The sequence below is a fragment of the Pseudomonas sp. MF09156 genome, from assembly GCF_059862305.1.
In genome coordinates, this window is sequence record NZ_JCBCUR010000026.1 from 16,943 (window position 1) to 40,751 (window position 23,809).

The window sequence follows — 23,809 nt, forward strand, 5'->3', positions numbered from 1 at the left end:
GCAAGCCGGCTCCTACAGGGGATCAGGTCATTCATTCATCTTTTTTGTTGGCGCCCCGAGCATGAACACCACCGAAAGCCTCAAGGACTACCCGCACGTTCGTGGCCTGGCGATCCAGTCCCTGTTCGAGATCATCGAGCAGTCCAGCGAAGGCACGGTGATTGTCGACCGCGACGCCAACATCGTGTGGATGAACGAGCGCTACGCCAAGCGCTTCGGCCTCAAAAGCGCCGACCAGGCCATCGGCCAGCCGTGCGAGCAGGTGATCTCCAACAGCCTGCTGCGCCAGGTGGTGCGCAGTGACCAGCCGATCCTCCTGGATATCCAGGACACCCCCAAAGGCCCGTTGGTGGTGATGCGCCTGCCGATCCACGACGATGCCGGCAAGGTCATCGGCGCCATCGGTTTTGCCCTGTTCGATGAGTTGCGCAACCTCTCGCCGATGATCGAGCGCTACCTGAGCATGCAACAGGAGTTGGCCTCGACCCGTTCGCTGCTGCGCTCGCGCCAGAGCAAATACAACTTCGCGCACTTTATCGGCACCAGCGCTGCCAGCCTGGAGGTCAAGCGCCGGGCGCGGCGCAGTGCCAGTGCCGAGTCGCCGGTGTTGCTGCTGGGCGAAACCGGCACCGGCAAGGAGCTGTTGGCCCAGGCCATCCATGGCGCCTCGCCACGCGCCCATAAGGCCTTTGTCAGCATCAACAGCGCCGCCATCCCCCACGACCTTCTGGAAGCCGAGTTTTTCGGCACCGCGCCCGGCGCATTCACCGGCGCCGACCGCAAGGGCCGCGCCGGCAAACTGCAAATCGCCCAGGGCGGGACGTTGTTTCTCGATGAAATCGGCGACATGCCGTTGCCCCTGCAAAGCAAACTGCTGCGGGTGCTGCAGGAGAAAGAGTTCGAGCCGGTGGGCTCCAACGAAATGATCCACAGCGACGTACGGGTGATCGCCGCGACCTCCACCGACCTGGAAGCCGCGATCAAGCGCGGCGAATTTCGCGCCGATTTGTATTACCGCCTCAACGTATTGCCGATCGAGGTCCCGCCCCTGCGCGAACGCCTGGATGATATTCCGGCGTTGAGCGAAGCGATCCTGGAAGAACTGCGCAGCCAGCATGAGCTGGACCGCGAAGCCCTGGCGCTGCTGGCCGAGCATGCCTGGCCAGGAAACATCCGCGAGTTGCGCAACGTGCTGGAGCGCGCTGCGTTGCTCAGCGATGACCTGGTGTTGGATGCGCGGGAAATTCGTGAGGCGATTGGTACGTTCAGCCCGGTAGAGCGCAGCGCCGTGGCGCCAGTCGAGGTCCAGACCTTCAGCGCGGCACGGCAGCGGTTTGACCGGCAGTTGATTGCGGCCGCGTTGCGCCAGTGCGAGGGCAATGTGATCGAGGCGGCCAAGCAATTGGGGCTTGGGCGCTCGACGCTGTACAAGAAGATGGTGGCGCTGGGCATCGCTCAATCTCAATAAAGAGACACAAATCTATTTACCAAGACACCCCCCCCTGTGGGAGCGGGCTTGCCCGCGAATGCGGTCTATCAGCAACAAATCATTGCCTGACACAGCGCTTTCGCGAGCAAGCCCGCTCCCACATTGGAATTTCATCTGTCTTGAAATAGAGAATCCGCATGAAAATCACAGCACAGAAATTATAAATATCTATATATATCAATAACTTACAAACTTGGCACAATTCCCGCTATAACCCCTTCCTACAGCATTACCCCACAACAATAACAATCCGATGGAGACACACCATGAGTGTGATCATTGCCCTGGCGGCGCTCGCGCTGCTGATGCTGGCCGCCTACCGTGGCTATAGCGTCATCCTGTTTGCCCCCATCGCCGCCCTTGGCGCCGTACTGCTCACCGACCCTTCCGCCGTCGCCCCCGCCTTTACCGGGGTGTTCATGGAAAAAATGGTCGGCTTTATCAAACTCTACTTCCCGGTGTTCCTGCTCGGCGCGGTGTTCGGCAAGCTGATCGAGCTGTCGGGCTTTTCGCGCTCGATCGTCGCGGCCGCCATCCGTTTGCTCGGCACCCGCCAGGCGATGCTGGTGATCGTGCTGGTGTGTGCCCTGCTGACCTACGGCGGCGTGTCGCTGTTTGTGGTGGTGTTTGCGGTGTACCCGTTCGCCGCCGAGATGTTCCGCCAGAGCAATATCCCCAAGCGCCTGATCCCGGCGACCATTGCCCTGGGCGCGTTCTCGTTCACCATGGACGCCCTGCCCGGCACGCCGCAGATCCAGAACATCATCCCCAGCACCTTCTTCAACACCACCGCCTGGGCCGCGCCCTGGCTGGGCCTGATCGGCACGATCTTTGTGTTCTGCGCCGGCATGCTGTACCTGGCACGCCAGCGCAACAAGGCCCAGCGTGCCGGCGAAGGCTATGGCACCGACTTGCGCAACGAGCCGGAAACCGCCGAAGACCTGAGCCTGCCCAACCCGTGGATCGCCCTGTCGCCATTGATCCTGGTGGGGGTGATGAACCTGCTGTTCACCCACTGGATCCCGCAGTGGTACGGCAAGACCCACAGCCTTGCCCTGCCGGGCATGAGCGCGCCGGTGACCACGGAAATCGCCAAGCTCACCGCAATCTGGGCGGTGCAGGCGGCGTTGCTGGTGGGGATCATCATGGTCCTGGTGTTTGGCTTTTCGGCGATCAAGAGCAAGTTGGCCGAAGGCAGTAAAAGCGCAGTCAGCGGCGCGCTGCTGGCGGCGATGAACACCGCTTCGGAATACGGCTTCGGTGCGGTGATCGCTTCGCTGCCGGGCTTCCTGGTGTTGGCGGACTGGCTCAAGGGCATCCCCAACCCGCTGGTCAACGAGGCGATTACCGTGACCCTGTTGGCCGGTATCACCGGCTCTGCTTCCGGCGGCATGAGCATCGCCCTGGCGGCCATGTCCGAGAGCTTTATTTCCGCGGCCCATGCCGCCAATATCCCCCTGGAAGTGCTGCACCGGGTCGCGGCCATGGCCAGCGGCGGCATGGACACCCTGCCCCACAACGGCGCGGTCATCACGCTGCTGGCGGTGACCGGCCTGACCCACCGCGAAGCCTACAAGGACATTTTCGGCATCACGATCATCAAGACCCTCGCGGTGTTCGTGGTGATCGGTACTTTCTACGCCACCGGCATTGTGTGAGGTTTTCATGACGACATTGAACGGCAAGACCGCCCTGGTCACCGGCTCCACCAGCGGCATCGGCCTGGGCATTGCCCTGAGCCTGGCCAAGGCCGGCGCCAACCTGATCCTCAACGGTTTCGGCGATGCCAGCGCGGTGATCGCCCAAGTGCAGGCGTTTGGCGGCAAGGTCGGCCATCACCCGGCCGATGTCAGCGACCCGGCGCAGATCGCCGAGATGGTCGCCTACGCCGAGCGCGAGTTCGGTGGCATCGACATCCTGGTCAATAACGCGGGCATCCAACATGTGGCGGCGGTGGAAGATTTTCCGGTGGAGCGCTGGGACTCGATCATCGCCATTAACCTGTCGTCGGTGTTCCACAGCACGCGCCTGAGCCTGCCGGGCATGAAGGCCAAGGGCTGGGGGCGGATCGTCAACATCGCTTCGGTGCACGGCCAGGTCGGCTCGGTGGGCAAGGCGGCCTACGTCGCGGCCAAGCATGGGGTAATCGGCCTGACCAAGGTCGTTGGCCTGGAAACCGCCACCAGCAACGTGACCTGCAACGCCATTTGCCCGGGCTGGGTCTTGACCCCGCTGGTGCAAAAGCAGATCGATGACCGCATTGCCGCAGGCGTCGACCCGCAACAGGCCCAGCATGACCTGCTGGCCGAGAAGCAGCCGTCGTTGGAATTTGTCACGCCACCGCAGTTGGGTGAGCTGGTACTGTTCCTGTGCAGCGAGGCCGGCAGCCAGGTGCGTGGCGCGGCGTGGAACATCGATGGCGGGTGGTTGGCCCAGTAAACCCAAACACCGCAAACCCCCTGTAGGAGCTGGCTTGCCTGCGATAGCGGTCGGCCAGCCACCACCGCTATCGCAGGCAAGCCAGCTCCCACAGTTTGGATGTGTGATGCCTGGCAGATTTCATACAAGAACAAGAGAGTGCGCCATGTCCGATATCCTCTGGCAACCCAGCCCGGAACGCATCCACAACACCCGGATGGACCAGTTCCGGCGCTTTATCAATGATCGCCACGCCTTGCAGATCAACGATTACCCCAGCCTGCACCAATGGAGCATCGACCAGCGCCCGGCGTTCTGGGCGGCGATTGTCGAGTTCTTCGACGTGCAGTTTCGTACGCCGCCCGGCACAGTGCTGGTGGAAGGCGCGCAGATGCCCAGCGCGCAGTGGTTTCCCGGCGCCACCCTGAACTTTGCCGAGCACCTGCTGCGCCGCCGCGATGACCACCCCGCCGTGGTCGCCATCAGCGAAGACGGCCAGCGCGAACAACTGACCTATGCCGAACTGGCCCGCCACGTCGCCGGCCTGCAGCGCAGCCTGCAAGCAGCCGGCGTGGGCCAGGGAGATCGGGTGGCGGCGTGCATGCCCAATACCTGGCAAACCCTGGTGGGCATGCTTGCCACTACCAGCCTCGGGGCGATCTGGTCGTGTTCCTCGCCGGATTTCGGCACCCAAGGGGTGATCGACCGCTTCGGCCAGATCGAACCCAAGGTGCTGATCACCTGCGCCGGCTATCGCTACGCTGGCAAGCTGATCGACCAGAGCGCCAAGCTCAATGAAATCCTCGAGCGCCTGCCCACCCTGCAACAACTGATCATCGTGCCCTACGCCCGGCCCGAGGCGCGCGTCGAGGATTACCAGACCCAGGCCAACGTAGCCCTGTGGGATGACTTCTACCGCGCGGGCGGCGAACCACAGTTTGTCGCCGTGCCCTTCGACCACCCGCTGTACATCCTCTACTCCAGCGGCACCACCGGCGTGCCCAAGTGCATCATCCACGGCACCGGTGGCGTGCTGCTGACCCACCTCAAGGAACACGGCCTGCACGCCGACCTGTCGCGCGACGACTGCTTGTTCTACTACACCACCTGCGGCTGGATGATGTGGAACTGGCTGGTCTCGGTACTGGCCATCGGCGCCACGGTGGTGCTGTATGACGGCTCGCCGTTTCATCCGGGGCCCGAGCGCCTGATTGACCTGATCGACCAGGAGCGCATCAGCGTGTTCGGCACCAGCCCGAAATTCCTCGCCACCCTGGAAAAAGCCGGCCTGCAACCGCGCCGCAGCCATGACCTGGGCAGCCTCAAGGGCCTGATCTCGACCGGCTCGCCACTGTCGCCCCAGAGCTACGACTACGTGTACCGCGACATCAAACAGGAGCTGTGCCTGTCGTCGATGTCGGGCGGTACCGACATCGTCTCCTGCTTTGTCATCGGCAACCCGGTGCTGCCGGTACGGCGCGGTGAAATGCAATGCAAGAGCCTGGCGATGGCCATCGAAGTGTGGGACGACCAGGGCCGGCCGCTGGTCGGCGAAAAAGGTGAACTGGTGTGCACCCGGCACTTCCCGGCCATGCCCATCGGCCTGTGGCATGACCCCCAGGGGGAAAAACTGCGCGCCTCGTATTTCAGCCAGTTCCCAGGTGTGTGGGCCCAGGGCGACTATGCCGAGCAACGCACCAACGGCAGCCTGCTGATCCACGGGCGTTCGGATGCAGTGCTCAACCCCGGCGGCGTACGCATCGGCACGGCGGAGATCTACCGCCAGGTGGAAAAAGTCCCACAGGTCCTGGAAAGCCTGGCCATCGGCCAACGCTGGCAGGACGATGTGCGCGTGGTGCTGTTTGTGCGGCTCAACGACGGCGAACACCTGGACGCCGCACTCGAACAGCAGATCCGCGAGGTGATCCGCGCCAACACCACGCCGCGCCACGTGCCGGCGAAGATTCTCAGCGTGAGTGACATCCCGCGCACCATCAGCGGCAAGATCGTCGAGCTGGCGGTAAGAAATGTCGTGCATGGCGAACCGGTGAAAAACACCGATGCCCTGGCCAACCCCGAGGCCCTGGAGCAGTTTCGCGACCGCCCTGAGCTGGCATAAAAGATGAAAGGTTTCAGCGCCCACACACTCATTTGAAGATAAACCCCTCAAGCATGCTATTTTTCGAGGGGTAGCCAGCCGTTTCCGCAGCACGGGATAATCGGTTTCTGTCATTCTTCAAGACGTTACGCGCGGGACACTTACATGAACGGATCACCCACCGGCAGCGAGGCCGCGGCCCTGATCGCACGGCTGGACTGGGCCACAAGCCCCCTCGGTGATGCCAGCCACTGGCCACAAAGCCTGCGCACGGCAATCGATATCGTCATCCACTCACCGATGCCAATGCTGTTGCTGTGGGGCGACGAACTCACGCAGATCTACAACGATGGCTTCGCCCTGCTGGCCGGCAACAAGCACCCCCAGGGCTTTGGCCAGCCGACCCACCGGGTCTGGCCGGAACTGCAACACTTCACCGCCCCCATCTACAGCGCCGTGCTGGCCGGCCAGGTGCGCACCTTCAGCGAGCAGCGTTTTGTCCTGCAACGCAACCACCGCGATACGGAAATCTGGCTGGACCTGACCTACAGCCCGATCCGCGACGAACGTGGCCGGGTCGCCGGGGTCCTGGTGACGGCGATTGAAACCAACGAGCGCCGGCAACTGGCCCAGGAGCTGCAACAACGCTCCGAGGCCAGCCTCAAGGCCCAGCACGATACCGAGCAACGCTTGCAACTGGCCCTGGCCGCCACCGATGCAGTGGGCACCTGGGACTGGGATATCAGCGAAGACCGCTTTATCGCCGACAGCCATTTTGCCCAGTTGCATGGGGTTGATCCGGTTAACGCCCACCAGTTGCCCATCAGTGACTACCTGCAAGGCGTGCACCCGGAAGACCGTGGCATGGTGGCCCGCAGCATCAAGCATTGCATCACCCATGGCACCGAGTACGCCGAGGAATATCGCCTGCTCCAGGCCGACGGGCAGATACGCTGGGTGTTCGCCCGGGGCCGCTGCTACAAGGATCACCACGGCCGACCGGCGCGTTTTCTCGGTGCAGCCCTGGACCTGACTGAACGCAAGCACACCGAGCAAGCCCTGCGCCAGAGCCAGACCGAGCTGCAACTGATCATCAACGCGATGCCGGTGCTGATCGGCTATGTGGATCACCAGGAGCGCTTTCGCCTGAACAACAGCGCCTACCTCGACTGGTACGGCCTGACCCCGCAAGAGCTGTATGGCAAGACCATCCTCGAAGTGATCGGTGCCCAGGTGTACGCCGGGCGCGCCGACAAAATCGCTGCTGCGCTCAAGGGCAAGGCGTGCAGTTTCATCACCGTCACTCCCCATCGCGACGGCCGGCCCCGGCATGCGCTGATGAAGTACCTGCCACGCTTCAGCGCCGATGGCTCGGTCAATGGTTTCTACATCTTTGTGATCGATGAGACCGAACGCAAACTCACCGAAGAAGCCCTGCGCCACCTCAACGATAACCTCGAAGAACGCGTGGCCCAGCGTACCCAGGCCCTGGCCGAGGCCAACCAGCGCCTGCAAAACGAAATGTTCGAGCGCGAGCGCGCTGAAGATGCGCTGCGCCATGCGCAAAAAATGGAAGCGGTCGGCCAGCTCACGGGCGGGATCGCCCATGACTTCAACAATATGCTCACCGGCATCATCGGCAGCCTGGACCTGATGCAACGCTACATCGCCGCCGGGCGCAGCGATGAGATCGGGCGCTTCACCGATGCCGCCGTATCCTCGGCCCATCGTGCGGCGGCCCTGACCCATCGCCTGCTGGCCTTCTCCCGGCGCCAGTCGCTGGACCGCCGGCCCCTGGACCCAAACCAGTTGGTTGCGTCCCTGGAAGACCTGTTCCGCCGTACCAAAGGCGCCCATATCGACCTCAAGGTGCAACTGGGCAGTGATATCTGGCCGGTGAACACCGACGCCAGCCAACTGGAAAACGCCCTGCTCAACCTGGTGATCAACGCCCGCGACGCCATGCCCGATGGCGGCCAACTGAGCATCGAGACAGCCAACAGCTACCTCGACGGCACCGACATCACCACCCTGGAACCGGTCAAGGCCGGCGACTACGTGATGCTCGGCGTGTGCGACAACGGCGCCGGCATGACCCCCAAGATCCTGGCCAAGGCCTTCGATCCGTTTTTCACCACCAAGCCCATCGGCCAGGGCACCGGCCTTGGGTTGTCGATGATTTATGGCTTTGCCCAGCAATCCGGCGGCCACGTCACGATCCACAGCGAACCGGGGCGTGGCACCTGCGTGCGCCTGTACCTGCCGCGCCTGCACGGCACTGCCCTGGAAAAAGTCCTGCCGCAAATCCCCGTGGAAGCCCCCGTGGCGCTGGATGGCGAAGCCGTGGTGGTGGTCGAGGACGATGCCGCAGTGCGCATGCTGGTGGTCAACCTGCTCGATGAGCTGGGCTACACCGCCCACCAGGCTGCCGATGCACGCGCGGCCTTGCCGTTGCTGGAGTCTGACCTGCGGGTGGACTTGCTGGTGACCGATGTCGGCCTGCCCGGCATGAACGGCCGGCAACTGGCGGAAATCGCCCGCCAGCACCGCCCTGAGCTCAAAGTGCTGTTCATGACCGGCTATGCCGAAACGGCCGCCGAGCGCCGCGGCTTCCTGGAAGACGGCATGGACATGGTGGCCAAGCCGTTTTCCATCGACCAGTTGGCCACGAAAATCCGCAGCATGATCGGCGTCAATGGCCAAGTTGATGCATAATCCCGCGCCTTCAAGCCCGACCGTTGCAAGGTAACTGCCCGATGAAAGCCCAAGCCCGCCATATCCTGGTCAAGACCAGCGAAGAAGCCGAACAGCTCAAGCAGCGTATTGCCAAGGGCGAAGCCTTTGATGTGCTGGCCAAGAAGTTCTCCACCTGCCCGTCCGGCAAGCGCGGCGGCGATCTGGGTGAAGTGCGGCCGGGGCAGATGGTGGGGGTGATCGATGCGGTGATCTTCAAGAAACCGCTGCGGGTGGTGCATGGGCCGATCAAGAGCAAGTTTGGGTATCACCTGGTGCAGGTGTTCTACCGCGACTGAGGGGTTGGCTCAAGGCCGCTATCGCAGGCAAGCCAGCACCCACATCTGGATGTGTGAACCCGGCCAAATGTGGGAGCCGGGCTTGCCCGCGATCCGCCGCAGGCGGCCTTATAGCCTGGGAATCAGCGCACCCGGAAGCTGGATCACCTGGCTCGCCAACCGGTGCCCCGCCAAGCCCGCCTCTTGTGGCGACCCACCCCTGAGCCGGCTGGCCAGATACGCCGCACTGAACGAATCCCCCGCCGCCGTGGTGTCCACCACCTTATCTACCACCACCGCCGGCACCGCAAAACGCTCGCCGCCCCGGCGAATCAGACAGTCATCCGCCCCGCGCTTGAGCACCACTTCATCAATCCCCGGATAGGCGGCGAACACCTGCTCGCTGTCGGCATAGCCAAACAGCGCACGCTCATCGTCCTCGGTGAGCAAGGCCATATCCACCAGCGCCAACACCTGCTGATAGGCCTCACGAGCGGCTTCGACACTGGCCCACAGACGCGGCCGATAGTTGTTGTCGAACACCACCCGGGCGCCACGTTGGCGGGCGTGCAGCAACATGGCCAGCAGGCGTGCGCGCCCCACTTCACCCAATACCGCCAGGGTGATGCCGCTCAAATACAGCACATCGTAGCTGGGCAAGGCGGCCAGGACCGGTTCGGCCCCTGGCGTGGTGAAGCAATCGCGCACCGCCGCTTCGTTGCGCCAATAGAGGAATTTGCGCTCGCCATTGGCATCGGTCTGGATGCAATACAAACCCGGCAGGCGGCCTGGCAGGCGCTGGACGCGGTCCAGGCCAAGGCCTTCGGCGGCCCATTGCGCGCACATGGCATCGCTGAAACTGTCATCGCCCAGGGCGGTGACGTAATCCACCGTGCTGTTGGCGCCCAACTCGCGGCGCAGGTAGACGGCGGTGTTCAGGGTGTCGCCACCGAAGCTCTGTTGCAGGCTGCCGTCGGCGCGGTGTTGCAGTTCGATCATGCATTCGCCGATCAGGGCAATGCGCGGGTGTGGGGTCATGTTCGGATTCTCGGCTGGGTTTTGGGGCCTCATCGCAGGCAAGCCAGCTCCCACATTGGGATTTGTGAACACATTCAAATGTGGGAGCTGGCTTGCCTGCGATGGCCGCGACGCGGTCTAGAAACAGGTGTGCAATGTCTCGATCACCTGCAACTGCTCATCCACCAAACACCCCACCTGCCACTTATCAAAGGTCAGGCACGGGTGCGAGGTGCCAAACGAGATGATGTCGCCAATGCGCAGCTCAACCCCCGCCGCCACGCTCATGAAGGCGTGCTGGTCCATCACCGCCGTAACCTTGCAAGCACTCACGTCATCGCCCACCGCCGGCAACACGCCGGCCTTGTAGCGCTTGAGTGGCACCGGCAGGCCGGCGTCGTAGGCCACGTCACGCTTGCCCAGGGCAATCACTGCAAACCCCGGCTGCGGCAACGATTGCACATGGGCCCAGACTTCCAGGGCCGGGCGCAGGCCTTCAGTGAGGTCGCTGCGCCGGTCCAGCACACAGCATTGCGCCTCCTTGTAGATGCCGTGGTCGTGGGCCACATAGCTGCCGGGGCGCAGCACACTGAGGAAGCGCCCTTCGGCGTTTTGTGCAGCGAAGGACTCGGCGATCAGGTCATACCAGGCCGAGCCCGATGCGGTGATGATTGGCTTGCCCAGGTCAAAGGCCCCGCTGTTCTGCATATCCACCGCCAGGCGCACCAGGGACGCAGCAAACTCGCGAATGCCGCTGACGGCATGCTCGCCGTGGATCACCCCTTCGTAACCTTCGATGCCGGTGAGCGCCAGGGCCGGCTGGGCCTTGATTGCCCGCGCCAGGTCCAGCACCTCTTGCTCGCTGCGGCAACCGCAACGGCCGCCGACCACGCCGTATTCGATCATCACGTTCAGGCGCAGGCCACGGGCAGCGAAGAACGCGCCCAGGTCAGCCACGTTGTCCGGGTGATCGACCAGGCAATGGAAGTCAAAGCCGGGGTCAGCCAGCAGCTCGGCGATCAGCGCCATGTTCGGCGCGCCCACCAATTGGTTGGCCATCAATACCCGGCGCACGCCACCGGCGTAGGCCGCGCGGGTCTGCACGGCGGTGGCCAGGGTGATGCCCCAGGCGCCCTGCGCCAACTGACGCTGGAACAGCGCCGGCATCATGCTGGTCTTGCCATGGGGCGCCAGTTGCGCGCCGCTGCTGCTGACAAAGTCCTGCATCCAGCGGATGTTGTGTTCCAGGGCCGCGCGGTGCAGCACCAGGGCGGGCAGGCTGACGTCGCGTACCAGGTGGGCACCGCTGGCGGCGGCACCTTTTTCAACGGCATTGAAGGCAGACATGGCGTTACTCCGTTTCGCTATTCATTGATGCGACGGGCCAGGTTGTTGGCGCTTTCGATCAGCACCCGGCGGTAGTCGGCGTAATTGTTCTTGGCGTCGGCCCGTGGGGCGACGATGCACAGGGTCGCAATGGCGACGCCCTGGGCATCGCGCACCGGGGCGGCAAAGCAGTGGGTAAAGGTGTCGGCAACACTGTCGAAGGAAAAGAACCCGTCGACAGTGGCCTGGCGGATCTGCCCGAGGAAGGTGTCCAGGGGTAAACGCTGGCCGTCCGGCAGGATAAAGTCGTCGTGGTCGATCAGGTCGATGATCTGCTGGTCGCTCAAATGCCCCAGCAGCAAGCGCCCGGAAGCGGTCCAGGGAATCGGCGCGTTTTCACCGATATCCGAAGAAATCCGGAAATGCCGCTCGCCCTCGCGCATCAGCGCCACCGTGTACTTGCGCCCGTTGAGCAGGCACATCTGCGCGGTCTCGTGGGTTTGGCTGACGATCTCCTGCAAGGCGTGATCGGCCTCGCGGGTCAGGTCGAAATGGCGCAAATGGGCCTGGCCGAGGAAGTACAACTGACGCCCCAGGTACACGTGCCCGTCCTTGCCCACGGTTTCGAGAATCCGCCGCTCCAGCAGGGAGGCGACCAGTTCGTAGACCGTGGACTTGGGGCTGCCGATGCCACTGGCAATATCGTTGGGGCGCAGGGGCTGGCCGACTTCCTTGAGAAAATCGAGGATATCGAACGCCCGGTCCAGGCCTTTGGCGCGGCGTTTGATGGTGTCTTCGGTCATGGCGGTCTTCATCAGCGTAAGAGGTCCATGTGGGGCGGGGCTGTTGTGGGAGCGGGCTTGCTCGCGAAAGCGGTGTGTCAGCCAACAAATCTGGCACTGATACACCGCTTTCGCGAGCAAGCCCGCTCCCACCCGAATTCACTCCCACATTGAATTTTTAATGGTCTTGAGGTCGGGCATTTAGCCTTTTTTCTTGTAGGCCACGCAATCGATCTCAACCTTGCAATCGACCATCATATTCGCCTGCACACAGGCCCGTGCCGGGGCGTGTTCGGGGGTGAAGTACTCGCCGAAGACTTTGTTGAAACTCCAGAAATCCCGCGGGTCCTCCAGCCATACGCCGACCCGGACCACGTCTTCAAGCCCGTAGCCGGCCTCTTCAAGGATCGCCACCACGTTCTTCATGGTCTGGTGGGTCTGCTCGACAATCCCGCCATTGATGATCTCGCCCTCCACCGCCGGCACTTGGCCCGACACGTACAACCAGCCATCGGCCTCCACCGCACGGGCGAATGGGCGGGGTTGGCCACCACCGGCGGTGCTGCCGGCGCCGTAACGAGTAATGCTCATAATGTTGCTCCTTGATTAAAAACGAATACTTTTCAGAAATTCCGCCAGCCGTGGCGATTGCGGGCGCTCGAAGATGTCTTGGGGCGGGCCCTGCTCTTCAATCCGGCCCTGGTTCATAAACACGATGTTGTCCGAGACCTCGTAGGCAAAGCGCATTTCGTGGGTCACCAGCAACATGGTCATGCCCTCTTGCGCCAGGCCCTTGATCACACTGAGCACCTCGCCGACCAACTCCGGGTCCAGCGCCGAGGTCACTTCGTCGAACAGCATCAGGCTGGGGTTCATCGCAATCGCCCGGGCAATCGCCACCCGCTGTTGCTGACCGCCGGACAACTGACCGGGGAAGTGGTTGCGCCGTTCCAGCAGGCCCACGCGCTCCAGCCATTTTTCCGCGAGGGCCACTGCCTCGTCCTTGCCCATATGCTTGACCTTGAGCAGGCCCAGGGTGACGTTCTGCAACGCGCTCAGATGGGGGAACAGGTTGAATTGCTGGAACGCCATGCCGGTCATGGCGCGGTGTTGGGCGATGAGTTTTTCCGGGTGGCGTACGCGCTTGCCGGCAACATCGGCATAGCCAATGGACTCTCCGTCGAGGGTAATCTGCCCGCCCTGGAACTCTTCCAGCAGGTTGACGCAGCGCAGCAGCGTGGTCTTGCCCGAGCCGCTGGAGCCGATCAAGGTCACCACGTTGCCGCGCTGCAACGACAGGTCGACGCCCTTGAGGACTTCCACCGCGCCGTATTGTTTGCGCAGGCCGCTGATGTTGAGCAATGGTTGATTCATGGCAAGGCCACCCGCTTTTCAATGTAGCGCCCGAATAACTCGATGGCGTAGTTGATGACAAAGAACAGAAACCCGGCGAACAGGTAGAACTCCAGGGTCATGAAGGTCCGGGCGATCACTTGCTGGGTGCTCAACAGCAATTCGGCGACGCCGATCACCGACAGCAGGGTCGAGGCCTTGACGATCTCGGTGGAGGAATTGACCCAGGTCGGCAAAATCTGCCGCAGTGCCTGGGGCAGCAACACATAGCCCAGGGACTGATAGAAGGTCAGGCCGATGGCCTTGCCCGCTTCCAGTTGCCCACGGGGAATGGCTTGCAGCGCACCGCGCACAATCTCGGCGACGTGGGAGCCGCAAAACAGCGTCAGGCCCAGGGCGCCGGCCTGGAACGCACTGATCTGCCAACCGAGCGCCGGCGCCATATAGAAGCAGGCCAGCACCAGCACAAACACCGGGGTGCCACGGATCAGGTCGACGTACAGGCGAAACGGCGCGCGCATCCAGAACTTGCCGTAGGTCAGCACCAGCCCGGCGACGATGCCGATCAGGGTGCCGAAGATAATCGCCAGCACCGAGCAATACACGCTGGTCTGGAACCCCGCCCACAGGGTTGCCCGGGCGATCCACAACTCATGCAGCCAATACATGCAAAACCCCTCTCATCGACGAATCGCCAGGCGCTGTTCCAGGTAACGCAGCAGCAGGGCGATGAAGTAACAGGCAGCCACATAGAGCGCGGTCGTCACCAGCCAGGTTTCAATCACCCGGTAGCTTTCGACGTTGATCTTGCGGGCGTAATAGGTCAGCTCCGGCACCGCAATCGCCGCCGCCAGGGAGGTGTCCTTGAACAGCGAGATAAAGTTGTTCGACAGCGCCGGCAGCACGTTGCGCAGCATCACCGGCACGGTGATATAGGCGCGGATCTGCCACTCCCCCAGGCCAATCGCCAGGCCGGCTTCGCGCAGGCCCTTGGGAATATTCAACAGGCCGGCACGAAACACTTCGGTCAGGTACGCCCCGGCGTACAGCGACAGGGTGATGATGAACGAGGGGATCTTGTCCAGGCGGATACCCAGGCTGGGCAAGGCGAAGTAGATCAACAGGATCAGCACCAGGATCGGCGTGTTGCGCACCACCGTCACATACACCGAGGCCAGGATGCGCAGCGCACGGTGCCGGGACAGCATGGCAAAAGCCATCAACAGGCCGATCACGCAGCCGATGGCAATCGACAGCAAGGCCAGTTGCAGGCCCAGGCCGAGGCCCGCGAGCAAGGTGTCGAAATCGCGCCAGACTGCGGCAAAATTCAACTGATAGTTCATGGTCGGCAGTACCTTGAGCGGGGCGCCCGCTGCAACGCCGCGCGCTCAACAATCATTTGAATTCCACCGGAAAGCCAATCGCCGGGCTCGGCAGGTCGACGCCAAACCACTGCTTGAACGAGGCCGCATAGGTGGGGAACTCGACGCCGGTCATGGCTTCATGCAGCGCCGTGTTGACGAAGTTCAGCCAATCCTGGTCGCCACGCTTGACCGCGCACGCGTAGGTTTGCGGGCTCCAGGCGTAGGTGGGGCTGCGGTAGCGGCCGGGGTTCTGCACCATCAGGTACTTGACCGAAGACTGGTCGGTGGCAGCGGCGTCGGCACGCCCGGAGTTCACGGCCTGGTACATCAGGTCGACGCTGTCGTATTGGTCGACCTTGGCCTTGGGCAGCGCCTGGTGCACCAGTTCTTCGGCGTAGACGTTTTGCAGCACCGCCACGGTGACGTCGTCACCCGCTGCCTGCAGGTCTTCGAGTTGCTGGTATTTGCTGTTGGCCGGCAACAGCAGGCCCACGCCTTCGCGGTAGTACGGCAGGGTGAACGCCACCTGTTGCGCGCGGCTGGCGGTGACGGTGATGAACTGGCAGCTCATGTCGACTTTGTTGGTCAACAGGTTGGGAATCCGCGCATCGGAGGACTGCACCACAAACTCGACCTTGCTCGGGTCGTTGAACAGGCCCTTGGCGACAATACGTCCGATATCGATATCAAAACCCTGCAACTTGCCATCCGCTCCCTGGACGTGCCACGGCGCATTGGTACTGCCTGTACCGACGAGCAGATGCCCACGTTTGAGCACTTCATCGAGCTTGCTGTCGGCCTGCACTTGGCTGGCGAGGGAAGCCGAGGCGGCGAACAGAAAAACACAGGCTTTAAACACGGAAGGTCGGCGATGCATGGCAAGCACTCCAGGAGTTGTGTATTCCGCTATACCGGAACATGGTATGTAACAACGGAATAGACAGCAGAAAGTGTGCCACAGCCAGTAACAGAAAAATATTGAAGAGTTAAAGGTGTTTTAAATCAGCCAGATAAGGACGCATCGACGAACCAGCGCCGCGCCAGTCACACCAGACACACTGCTACCGTGCGCCCCAATCCGTTGCGATCCGTCACATTTGGGTGCGTTACCTGTGAATTCTCACAGTAGACCGTCCGGCCCGCCCGGCTTAGGGTTTGGCCACCGGCCTATAAGGAGATTGTCATGGGACTGATCAACACGCTGATCGATAACGCAGATGCGTATAGACAGGCGCTGCAGACACAACGCACGGTGTTCATGCTCTTTGTATCGCCCCAGTGCCCGGCGTGCGGCGCGGCCAAGCCACTGTTTCGCAAAGTGGCCGGCCGCTATCGCCGTCAGGTAGCGCTTTATGTACTCGATACGAGCCAGACCCCACGGCATCCCGAGGTGACCGGCACACCGACGCTGCTGATATTGAAAAACGGCAGGCTGGTCGAAAAGCTCAAGGGGTTCGGCCCCTGGGAGACCCAGGAGCAGACCCTGAAGAGAACCTTCGAGCGGCACACCCGGGGTGTGCCGACCAAAAGGGCAAAACCCCGTTAACCCGCCGTGACAGGCATCAGCAACACCTGCGTCACCCGGCGCTCCTCCACCGCCGCCACCGTCAAGCGCCAGCCTTCGTATTCCAGGCTGTCACCCACCACCGGCAGGCGATCCAACAGGCTCATGACCAGGCCAGCCAAGGTCTGGTAATCCTCGGTGGCCACCGCCTGGAAACCCGTGCGCTGGCGAATCAGGTTCAGGTTCAACGCACCGTTGGCACGGTAACCGCCCTGCTCCTGGACGATGTCCGGGCCTTCGACTTCACTGGCATCGGGCAACTCACCGGCGATGGATTCGAGGATGTCAGTCATGCTCAACACCCCCATGAAATCGCCGAATTCGTTGATCACAAAGGCGATGTGCGTCGACTCCTGGCGCATCTGCTCCAGGGCGTTGAGGATCGAGAAGCTGTCGAGCAGGTTGATTGCCCGCCGCGCCAGGTGTTCCAGGTTCGGCTCGTTGCCGGCCAGGTACTCCTTGAGCAACTCCTTCTTATGCACGAAGCCCAGGGGCTCATCCACCGCGCCATTACGGATCAGCGGTAAGCGCGAGTAGGACGAGTGCATCAATTTCAGGCGAATCGTCTCCGGGTCGTCGGCCAAGTCGATGTAGTCGACATTCGCCCGCGGGGTCATCAAGGTGCGGATCGGCCGCTCGGCCAACTGCAATACACCGCTGATCATCACGCGCTCACGGCGGTCGAACAGCGGGCCTTGACTGCCCTGGGAGTCGCCCAGCAGGTCCGTAACGTCCTCACCCACCTCTTCCACCGCCAGACTGCGACCACCCAGCAAGCGCATCACCGCATGGGCAGTGCGCTCACGGATCGGCCGCACGCCTTGCGCCGACTTCTTGCGGCGCGCCCGGGCGATCTGGTTGAACACCTCGATCAGGATCGAGAAACCGATGGCCGCGTACAGGTAGCCTTTCGGGATATGGAAGCCCAGGCCTTCGGCGGTCAGGGCGAAACCAATCATCATCAAGAAGCCCAGACACAGCATGATCACCGTCGGGTGCGCGTTGACGAAGCGGGTCAGCGGTTTGCTGGCCACGATCATCACGCCGATGGACACGATCACCGCGATCATCATCACCGCCAGCTCGTCCACCATGCCGACCGCAGTAATCACTGCGTCGAGGGAGAACACGGCGTCCAGCACCACGATCTGCGCCACGATCGGCCAGAACATCGCGTAGGCCGCATTGCCGGTGCGTTCGGTGACATGCCCTTCGAGCCGCTCATGCAATTCCATGGTGGCCTTGAACAACAGGAACACACCACCAAACAGCATGATCAGGTCGCGTCCGGAGAAGCTCTTGTCGAACACCTCGAACAACGGCTGGGTCAAGGTCACCAACCAGGAGATACTCGCCAGCAAGCCCAGGCGCATGATCAGCGCCAGGGACAAACCGATCAACCGCGCACGGTCACGCTGCTCCGGCGGCAGCTTGTCCGCGAGAATCGCGATAAACACCAGGTTGTCGATACCCAGCACCAGTTCCAACACAATCAAGGTCAACAGGCCGAGCCAGGCCGTTGGATCCGCTAACCATTCCATATAGAAGTCTCTGTCTCTTTATTGATTTTCAGAATGCCGGGCACAACAAGACGCGGTCGGGTGACCGGGAAAAGGTTAGCAGTCTGAATAGAGGATGTTTCAGCGGGAACGTCGGCAGTAGCGGTCTTGGGGAAAGACGACTGGGGGGCTCCGAGAGGGTGTTCATGCAAGTCCTGCAGTGAGAAAAGGACTTTAATCCTACAGCGGAAATACAAATCTCCTACAATTTAAAACTATTACAAGATCTGTAAAAGCCGCCCCCAGAAGCCTGTGCTGTGGGCTTGTGTAGGAGCTGGCTTGCCAGCGATGCAGACACCTCGGTGTATCAGGTAGATCGAGGCGATGCTATCGCTGGCAAGCCAGCTCCTACACAAGCCAGCCCCCTCACACACGCCAGTGCCCATATTTTGAGAGGAGACAGGTCAGGTTTTACGGGTAGCGTCGTCCAGCGCCAGGATGGTGTGGGCATTGGTAACCGTGGTCGCCAGGGTATTGATCACCCCCGAGCGCAACGCCCCCAGGGTCGCGGCGGCCTTGGTGTTTTCACTGGCAATCGCCACCACATCGGGAATGCGGAACAACTCCTGCACCGTCAAGCCGATCACCCGCCCCTGGATGGCGTTGACCGCCGGCTGGCCATGAATGTCGATAAAGTCGTAGCCCATCATGTCACCCACCGTGCCGGACAAGCGCGCCTGGGCGATTTCCTGGGGTGAGAACCAGCCCATGCGCACCATGTTGCTGTTCTCGCTCATGTCACCAATACCGATCAGCGCCATGTCGGCACGCCGTGCGCGGTCGAGGGTCGAGCGTACGGTGTCGTTGCTGATCAGCACGCTGCGCAGTTCCGGGTTGGCCACCAGCGCCGGGGCGTACAGGCTTTCGCTCTCGCCGCCAAAACGCAGGGCCAGGCGGCGGCAGATATGGTCGGGATTCATGTATTCGCCAGCCTTGAGCGAACCGCCAATGGCGCAGACAAACGTGCAGTTGCGCGTTACCGGCAAAAACACGTTATCGGCCACCGCACCCACATTGCGCCCCATGCCCACGGCGACAATCATGCCGTCGCCCAGGGTCTTGTTCAGGTAGTTGGCCACCAGGCTGGCCACGGCGGAACGCTGGGTGTCAGCGTCACTGTGATCGACCGCGATCAACGCGCGGTCCAACTGGAAACGCTCCACCAGCGCCTGTTCCAGTTCGTTGTTCATCGCCGGATGCTGCAGCACCCGCACCTCGACAATCCCTTCGTCGCGCGCACGCTTGAGCAGCCGGCTGACTTTCGCCCGGGACAGGTCAAAGCGCTTGGCGATGGCTTCCTGAGTGACGTTCTCAAGGTAATAGAGCATCGCCACTTCGGTCATCAGATCGATATCGCTGGCGGTGCGCAGGGTACTGTCACTCATGGGGACGGGCTTCCGTTTCGGCGTCAAAGGCGCATTCTCCCGACTCTTGCCCTGCCCCGTCCACTACTGATGCCCATCACGCTCAATGGCATTGATGCGCTCGACCTTGGCCCCGGACCGCGCCGCCTCGAACTCCGAGGCCAGAAACGCGGTGACGATGCTCTTGGCCAGCTCCGCCCCCACCACCCGTGCACCGATAGACAGGATCTGCGCATCGTTGCTCTTGCGCGCGCGCTCCGCCGAATAGGTGTCATGGGCCTGGGCCGCGCGAATACCCAAGACTTTATTGGCCGAGATCGCCATGCCGATGCCCGTGCCACACACCAGCACCCCCAGGCGCTGCTGCCCAGCATTGATGGCCGTGGCCACCGCCAGCGCAATATCCGGGTAGAGCACCGGCGCTGTGGAATGGGTGCCAAAGTCGGTCACCGGATACCCCAGCGCCTCGATATGGCGCTTTAACAGCTCCTTGAGCTCAAAACCCGCTTCGTCACATCCGATAGCCACCGGGAAAGGTGTGTTCATGGCATTAGGCTCCGCTGCCGTGGTGAAGCTTAAGACTGATCATATGATCACTCAATGAAATTTCGATCAGTCATTTCTCGGATATTCCCTCGCAACTGTCAAGCACGTTTTAACTGACCCTTCAGTCAAACCCCTCTAAAACGCCACGCATCAAGAAAACCTCGGCGATTACAAGTTTTCAATGAAAGAGATTGACTGATCAGAATTTCATTTGATACACATATGCTCACGCAGCAACACGACTGTGTACCTAATAAGAACTCACAGCACGAGGACACGCCGATGGCCACGCCATTACTGCTCCAGGCTGAACACGTCGCCAAGGCCTACGCCGGCATCCCTGCCCTGCGTGACGGCCGCCTCTCGCTGCGGGCCGGCAGTGTGCATGCCCTGTGCGGCGGCAATGGCGCCGGCAAATCCACGTTCCTCAGTATCTTGATGGGCATCACCCAGCGTGACGCCGGCAGCATCCTGCTCAATGGCGCCCCCGTGCATTTCCATCGCCCCAGCGAAGCATTGGCGGCGGGGGTCGCGATGATCACCCAGGAGCTGGAGCCAATCCCCTACATGAGCGTCGCCGAAAACATCTGGCTGGGCCGCGAACCTCGGCGCGCCGGCTGCATCGTCGACAGCAAGGAACTGCACCGGCGCACCCGCGAACTCCTGGAAAGCCTGGAGTTCGAGGTCGACGCCAGCGCGCCCATGCACCGCTTGAGCGTGGCGCAGATCCAGCTGGTGGAGATCGCCAAGGCGTTCAGCCATGACTGCCAGGTGATGATCATGGATGAACCCACGTCCGCCATCGGCGAGCGCGAAGCCGAAACCCTGTTCAAGGCCATCCGCCGCCTCACCGCCCGTGGCGCCGGGATCGTCTATGTGTCCCATCGCCTCAGCGAGCTTGCGCAGATTGCCGACGACTACAGCATCTTTCGCGATGGTGCCTTCGTCGAAAGCGGGCGCATGGCCGATATCGACCGCGCCCACCTGGTGCGCGGCATCGTCGGCCAGGAACTGACACGCATCGACCACAAGGTCGGCCGCGAAAGCGCCGCCGAGTGTTGCCTGGACGTCCAGGGCCTGAGCCGCAGCGGCGAGTTCCAGGACATCAGCCTGCAATTGCGCCAGGGCGAAATCCTCGGCATCTACGGCCTGATGGGTTCGGGGCGCAGCGAGTTCCTCAACTGCATCTACGGCCTGACCACCCCGGACGCCGGCAGCGTCACCCTGCAAGGCAAGCCGATGCCCATCGGCCTGCCCAAGGCGACCATCCGCGCCGGCATGTCCCTGGTCACCGAAGACCGCAAGGAAAGCGGCCTGGTGCTCAGCTCCAGCATCCTCTCGAACATCGCGTTGTCGGCGTACAAGCAGCTGTCGAGCTGGTCGCTGATCAACGCGCGCAAGGAAAACCAACTGGCCGAGGACATGGTCAAGCGCCTGCAAATCAAGACCACCTCCCTGGACCTGCCGGTGGCGTCCATGAGCGGTGGCAACCAGCAAAAGGTGGTGCTCGCCAAATGCCTGTCGACCCAACCGGTGTGCCTGCTGTGCGACGAGCCGACCCGGGGCATCGATGAGGGCGCCAAGCAGGAGATCTATCACTTGCTCGACCAGTTCGTGCGCGCCGGTGGCGCGGCCATCGTGGTGTCGTCCGAGGCCCCGGAACTGCTGCACCTGAGTGACCGTATCGCGGTCTTCAAGGGCGGCCGCCTGGTGACTATCAGCAGCGACACCGCCCTTTCCCAGGAAGCCTTGTTGAGTCTTGCCTCATGAACGCCAAAACCCTTGCCACGCCACTGACCACCCCCGCGCGCAGCCGCCTGCGGCTTTCCCTCGACCGCTTTGGCCTGCCGCTGGTGTTTATCCTGCTGTGCGTGGTCATGGCGTTTGCCAGCGAATACTTCATGACCTGGCGCAACTGGATGGACATCCTGCGCCAGACATCCATCAACGGCATCCTGGCGGTGGGCATGACCTATGTGATCCTGACCAAGGGCATCGACCTCTCAGTAGGCTCGATCCTCGCCTTCGCCGGCCTGTGCAGCGCCCTGGTCGCGACCCAGGGCTACGGCCTGCTCGCTGCCGTCAGCGCCGGGATGTTTGCCGGGGCGATGCTGGGGGTGGTCAACGGGTTCATGGTGGCCAACCTGTCAATCCCGCCCTTTGTCGCCACCCTCGGCATGCTGAGTATTGCCCGCGGCATGACCTTTATCCTCAACGACGGCAGCCCGGTCACCGACCTGCCGGACGCCTACCTGGCGCTGGGCATCGGCAAGCTCGGGCCGATTGGCATACCGATCATCATCTTTGCCGTGGTCGCGCTGATTTTCTGGATGGTGCTGCGCTACACCACCTACGGGCGCTATGTGTACGCGGTGGGCGGCAATGAAAAAAGCGCGCGCACCTCAGGGATCGGCGTGCGCAAGGTGACGTTCTCGGTGTATGTGGTTTCGGGTTTGCTGGCCGGCCTGGCAGGCGTGGTGCTGTCCGCGCGCACCACCTCCGCCCTGCCCCAGGCGGGTATGTCTTATGAGCTGGATGCGATTGCCGCCGTGGTGATCGGTGGCACCAGCTTGTCCGGCGGCGTCGGCACCATTGTCGGCACGCTGTTCGGCGCACTGCTGATCGGGGTGATCAACAACGGCCTGAACCTGCTCGGCGTGTCCTCCTATTACCAACAGGTCGCCAAGGGCCTGATCATCGTGCTCGCGGTGTTGATCGACGTGTGGCGCAAGAAAAAACGCTAGTCGCTTTTGCTCTGAACCGAACTGAACGACCACAACAATAAACGGGGTTCTCATCATGAAATTCGCTACATCGTTTGCCGCCGTGGCGGCCCTCTCCCTGCTCGCCAGCAGCGTCACCCTGGCCGCCGATGGCAAGACCTACAAAGTCGGCGCCGCCGTGTACGGCCTCAAGGGCCAGTTCATGCAGAACTGGGTGCGCGAGCTCAAGGAACATCCGGCAGTCAAGGACGGCACCGTGCAGTTGACCGTGTTCGACGGTAACTATGACGCACTGACCCAAAACAACCAGATCGAAAACATGGTCACCCAGCGCTATGACGCGATCCTGTTTGTACCTATCGACACCAAGGCCGGCGTCGGCACGGTGAAGCAGGCGATGTCCAATGATGTGGTGGTGATCGCCTCCAACACCAAGGTCGCCGATGCCAGCGTGCCGTACGTGGGCAACGACGATGTCGAGGGCGGTCGCCTGCAGGCCCAGGCCATGGTCGACAAGCTCCAGGGCAAGGGCAATGTGGTGATCATCCAGGGCCCGATCGGCCAGTCGGCGCAGATCGACCGCGAAAAGGGCGAGCTGGAAGTGCTGGGCAAGCACCCCGGAATCAAGATCATCGAGAAAAAGACCGCCAACTGGGACCGCGCCCAGGCCCTGACCCTGACTGAAGACTGGCTGAACGCCCACCCCAAGGGCATCAACGGGGTGATCGCGCAAAACGACGACATGGCCCTGGGCGCCGTGCAGGCCCTCAAATCCCATGGCCTGACCTCCAAGGAGGTGCCCGTCACCTCCATCGACGGCATGCCCGACGCCATCCAGGCGGCCAAAAGAGACGAAGTCACCACCTTCCTGCAAGACGCCCAGGCCCAGTCCCAGGGCGCACTGGACGTGGCCCTGCGGCAACTGGCGGGCAAGGACTACAAACCCAAGTCGGTGATCTGGGAGCGTTATGCCAAGGACGTGACCTGGGGCGACGGCACCGCGAAGAACTACATCCTGCCGTGGGTGCCGGTGACCAATGCCAATGCGGATACGCTGTACCAGCAGGTCAGCGGTACTAAATAGCAGTTCGACCTGTAAATGCTATCCAAATGTGGGAGCGGGCTTGCTCGCGAAGGCGGTGGGTCAGCCAACTGATGTGTCAACTGACACACCGCCTTCGCGAGCAAGCCCGCT

The 23,809-nt window shown here is 62.2% G+C and carries 21 protein-coding genes; 10 read left to right on the forward strand and 11 right to left on the reverse strand.

Features of this window, described 5'->3' with window-relative positions:
- Positions 1-61 precede the first annotated feature (61 nt).
- The 6 genes from AC19YY_RS29205 to AC19YY_RS29230 all read left to right on the forward strand — a co-directional run bounded on the left by AC19YY_RS29205 (position 62) and on the right by AC19YY_RS29230 (position 9,037).
- Positions 62-1,468, forward strand: a complete 1,407-nt coding sequence (locus AC19YY_RS29205; protein WP_500605203.1) for a sigma-54 interaction domain-containing protein — start codon at positions 62-64, stop codon at positions 1,466-1,468.
- Between the two features lie 287 nt (positions 1,469-1,755).
- Complete coding sequence (locus AC19YY_RS29210) at positions 1,756-3,147, forward strand: GntP family permease (RefSeq protein ID WP_029293751.1); 1,392 nt, start codon at positions 1,756-1,758, stop codon at positions 3,145-3,147.
- A 7-nt stretch (positions 3,148-3,154) separates the two neighbouring features.
- Complete coding sequence (locus AC19YY_RS29215) at positions 3,155-3,928, forward strand: 3-hydroxybutyrate dehydrogenase (protein WP_057959252.1); 774 nt, start codon at positions 3,155-3,157, stop codon at positions 3,926-3,928.
- Between the two features lie 145 nt (positions 3,929-4,073).
- Positions 4,074-6,026, forward strand: a complete 1,953-nt coding sequence (locus AC19YY_RS29220; protein WP_500605204.1) for an acetoacetate--CoA ligase — start codon at positions 4,074-4,076, stop codon at positions 6,024-6,026.
- A gap of 144 nt (positions 6,027-6,170) precedes the next feature.
- Complete coding sequence (locus AC19YY_RS29225; RefSeq protein WP_169956564.1) at positions 6,171-8,720, forward strand: PAS domain-containing hybrid sensor histidine kinase/response regulator family protein; 2,550 nt, start codon at positions 6,171-6,173, stop codon at positions 8,718-8,720.
- Positions 8,721-8,761: 41 nt separating this feature from the next.
- Positions 8,762-9,037: a peptidylprolyl isomerase gene (locus AC19YY_RS29230; RefSeq protein WP_029293742.1), complete on the forward strand. Its 276-nt coding sequence runs from the start codon at positions 8,762-8,764 to the stop codon at positions 9,035-9,037.
- 108 nt (positions 9,038-9,145) lie between these two features.
- Here AC19YY_RS29230 and AC19YY_RS29235 read toward each other — a convergent pair whose 3' ends face one another.
- The 8 genes from AC19YY_RS29235 to AC19YY_RS29270 all read right to left on the reverse strand — a co-directional run bounded on the left by AC19YY_RS29235 (position 9,146) and on the right by AC19YY_RS29270 (position 15,735).
- Complete coding sequence (locus AC19YY_RS29235; RefSeq protein WP_500605205.1) at positions 9,146-10,054, reverse strand: sugar kinase; 909 nt, start codon at positions 10,052-10,054, stop codon at positions 9,146-9,148.
- A gap of 117 nt (positions 10,055-10,171) precedes the next feature.
- Positions 10,172-11,380: an amino acid deaminase gene (locus tag AC19YY_RS29240; protein ID WP_169956568.1), complete on the reverse strand. Its 1,209-nt coding sequence runs from the start codon at positions 11,378-11,380 to the stop codon at positions 10,172-10,174.
- 17 nt (positions 11,381-11,397) lie between these two features.
- The gene (locus tag AC19YY_RS29245; RefSeq protein ID WP_169956620.1) at positions 11,398-12,162 is read right to left on the reverse strand and encodes an IclR family transcriptional regulator; all 765 of its coding nucleotides are present in this window, start codon (positions 12,160-12,162) and stop codon (positions 11,398-11,400) included.
- A gap of 180 nt (positions 12,163-12,342) precedes the next feature.
- Positions 12,343-12,732 (reverse strand): RidA family protein, encoded by a 390-nt coding sequence (locus tag AC19YY_RS29250; RefSeq protein WP_032857221.1) that lies wholly within the window; start codon positions 12,730-12,732, stop codon positions 12,343-12,345.
- Positions 12,733-12,747: 15 nt separating this feature from the next.
- The gene (locus AC19YY_RS29255) at positions 12,748-13,515 is read right to left on the reverse strand and encodes an amino acid ABC transporter ATP-binding protein (RefSeq protein WP_169956570.1); all 768 of its coding nucleotides are present in this window, start codon (positions 13,513-13,515) and stop codon (positions 12,748-12,750) included.
- The gene (locus AC19YY_RS29260) at positions 13,512-14,162 is read right to left on the reverse strand and encodes an amino acid ABC transporter permease (protein ID WP_057440845.1); all 651 of its coding nucleotides are present in this window, start codon (positions 14,160-14,162) and stop codon (positions 13,512-13,514) included. The genes AC19YY_RS29255 and AC19YY_RS29260 overlap by 4 nt, the downstream gene beginning before the upstream one ends.
- 12 nt (positions 14,163-14,174) lie before the next feature.
- On the reverse strand, positions 14,175-14,837 hold the full coding sequence (locus AC19YY_RS29265; protein ID WP_500605206.1) for an amino acid ABC transporter permease: 663 nt from the start codon (positions 14,835-14,837) through the stop codon (positions 14,175-14,177).
- A 52-nt stretch (positions 14,838-14,889) separates the two neighbouring features.
- Positions 14,890-15,735, reverse strand: coding sequence for a transporter substrate-binding protein (locus AC19YY_RS29270; protein WP_500605207.1), 846 nt, complete (start codon positions 15,733-15,735; stop codon positions 14,890-14,892).
- Between the two features lie 306 nt (positions 15,736-16,041).
- Here AC19YY_RS29270 and AC19YY_RS29275 point away from each other — a divergent pair, with 306 nt between their 5' ends.
- Positions 16,042-16,404, forward strand: a complete 363-nt coding sequence (locus tag AC19YY_RS29275) for a thioredoxin family protein (protein ID WP_169956576.1) — start codon at positions 16,042-16,044, stop codon at positions 16,402-16,404.
- Here AC19YY_RS29275 and AC19YY_RS29280 read toward each other — a convergent pair.
- The 3 genes from AC19YY_RS29280 to rpiB form a co-directional block, all read right to left on the reverse strand.
- Positions 16,401-17,963: a TerC family protein gene (locus AC19YY_RS29280; protein WP_169956578.1), complete on the reverse strand. Its 1,563-nt coding sequence runs from the start codon at positions 17,961-17,963 to the stop codon at positions 16,401-16,403. The genes AC19YY_RS29275 and AC19YY_RS29280 overlap by 4 nt on opposite strands.
- Positions 17,964-18,385: 422 nt before the next feature.
- Positions 18,386-19,366: a sugar-binding transcriptional regulator gene (locus tag AC19YY_RS29285; protein ID WP_029293725.1), complete on the reverse strand. Its 981-nt coding sequence runs from the start codon at positions 19,364-19,366 to the stop codon at positions 18,386-18,388.
- A 63-nt stretch (positions 19,367-19,429) separates the two neighbouring features.
- Positions 19,430-19,891 (reverse strand): ribose 5-phosphate isomerase B, encoded by a 462-nt coding sequence (rpiB, locus tag AC19YY_RS29290; protein ID WP_029293723.1) that lies wholly within the window; start codon positions 19,889-19,891, stop codon positions 19,430-19,432.
- A gap of 282 nt (positions 19,892-20,173) precedes the next feature.
- On the opposite strand from rpiB, the gene AC19YY_RS29295 reads away from it, so the two are divergent.
- The 3 genes from AC19YY_RS29295 to AC19YY_RS29305 are packed head-to-tail and all read left to right on the forward strand — an operon-like array spanning position 20,174 to position 23,698.
- On the forward strand, positions 20,174-21,661 hold the full coding sequence (locus tag AC19YY_RS29295; RefSeq protein WP_170041173.1) for a sugar ABC transporter ATP-binding protein: 1,488 nt from the start codon (positions 20,174-20,176) through the stop codon (positions 21,659-21,661).
- Complete coding sequence (locus AC19YY_RS29300; RefSeq protein WP_170041172.1) at positions 21,658-22,635, forward strand: ABC transporter permease; 978 nt, start codon at positions 21,658-21,660, stop codon at positions 22,633-22,635. Before AC19YY_RS29295 ends, AC19YY_RS29300 begins: the two co-directional genes overlap by 4 nt.
- Before the next feature lie 55 nt (positions 22,636-22,690).
- On the forward strand, positions 22,691-23,698 hold the full coding sequence (locus AC19YY_RS29305) for a substrate-binding domain-containing protein (protein WP_500605208.1): 1,008 nt from the start codon (positions 22,691-22,693) through the stop codon (positions 23,696-23,698).
- The last annotated feature ends 111 nt before the right edge of the window (positions 23,699-23,809 follow it).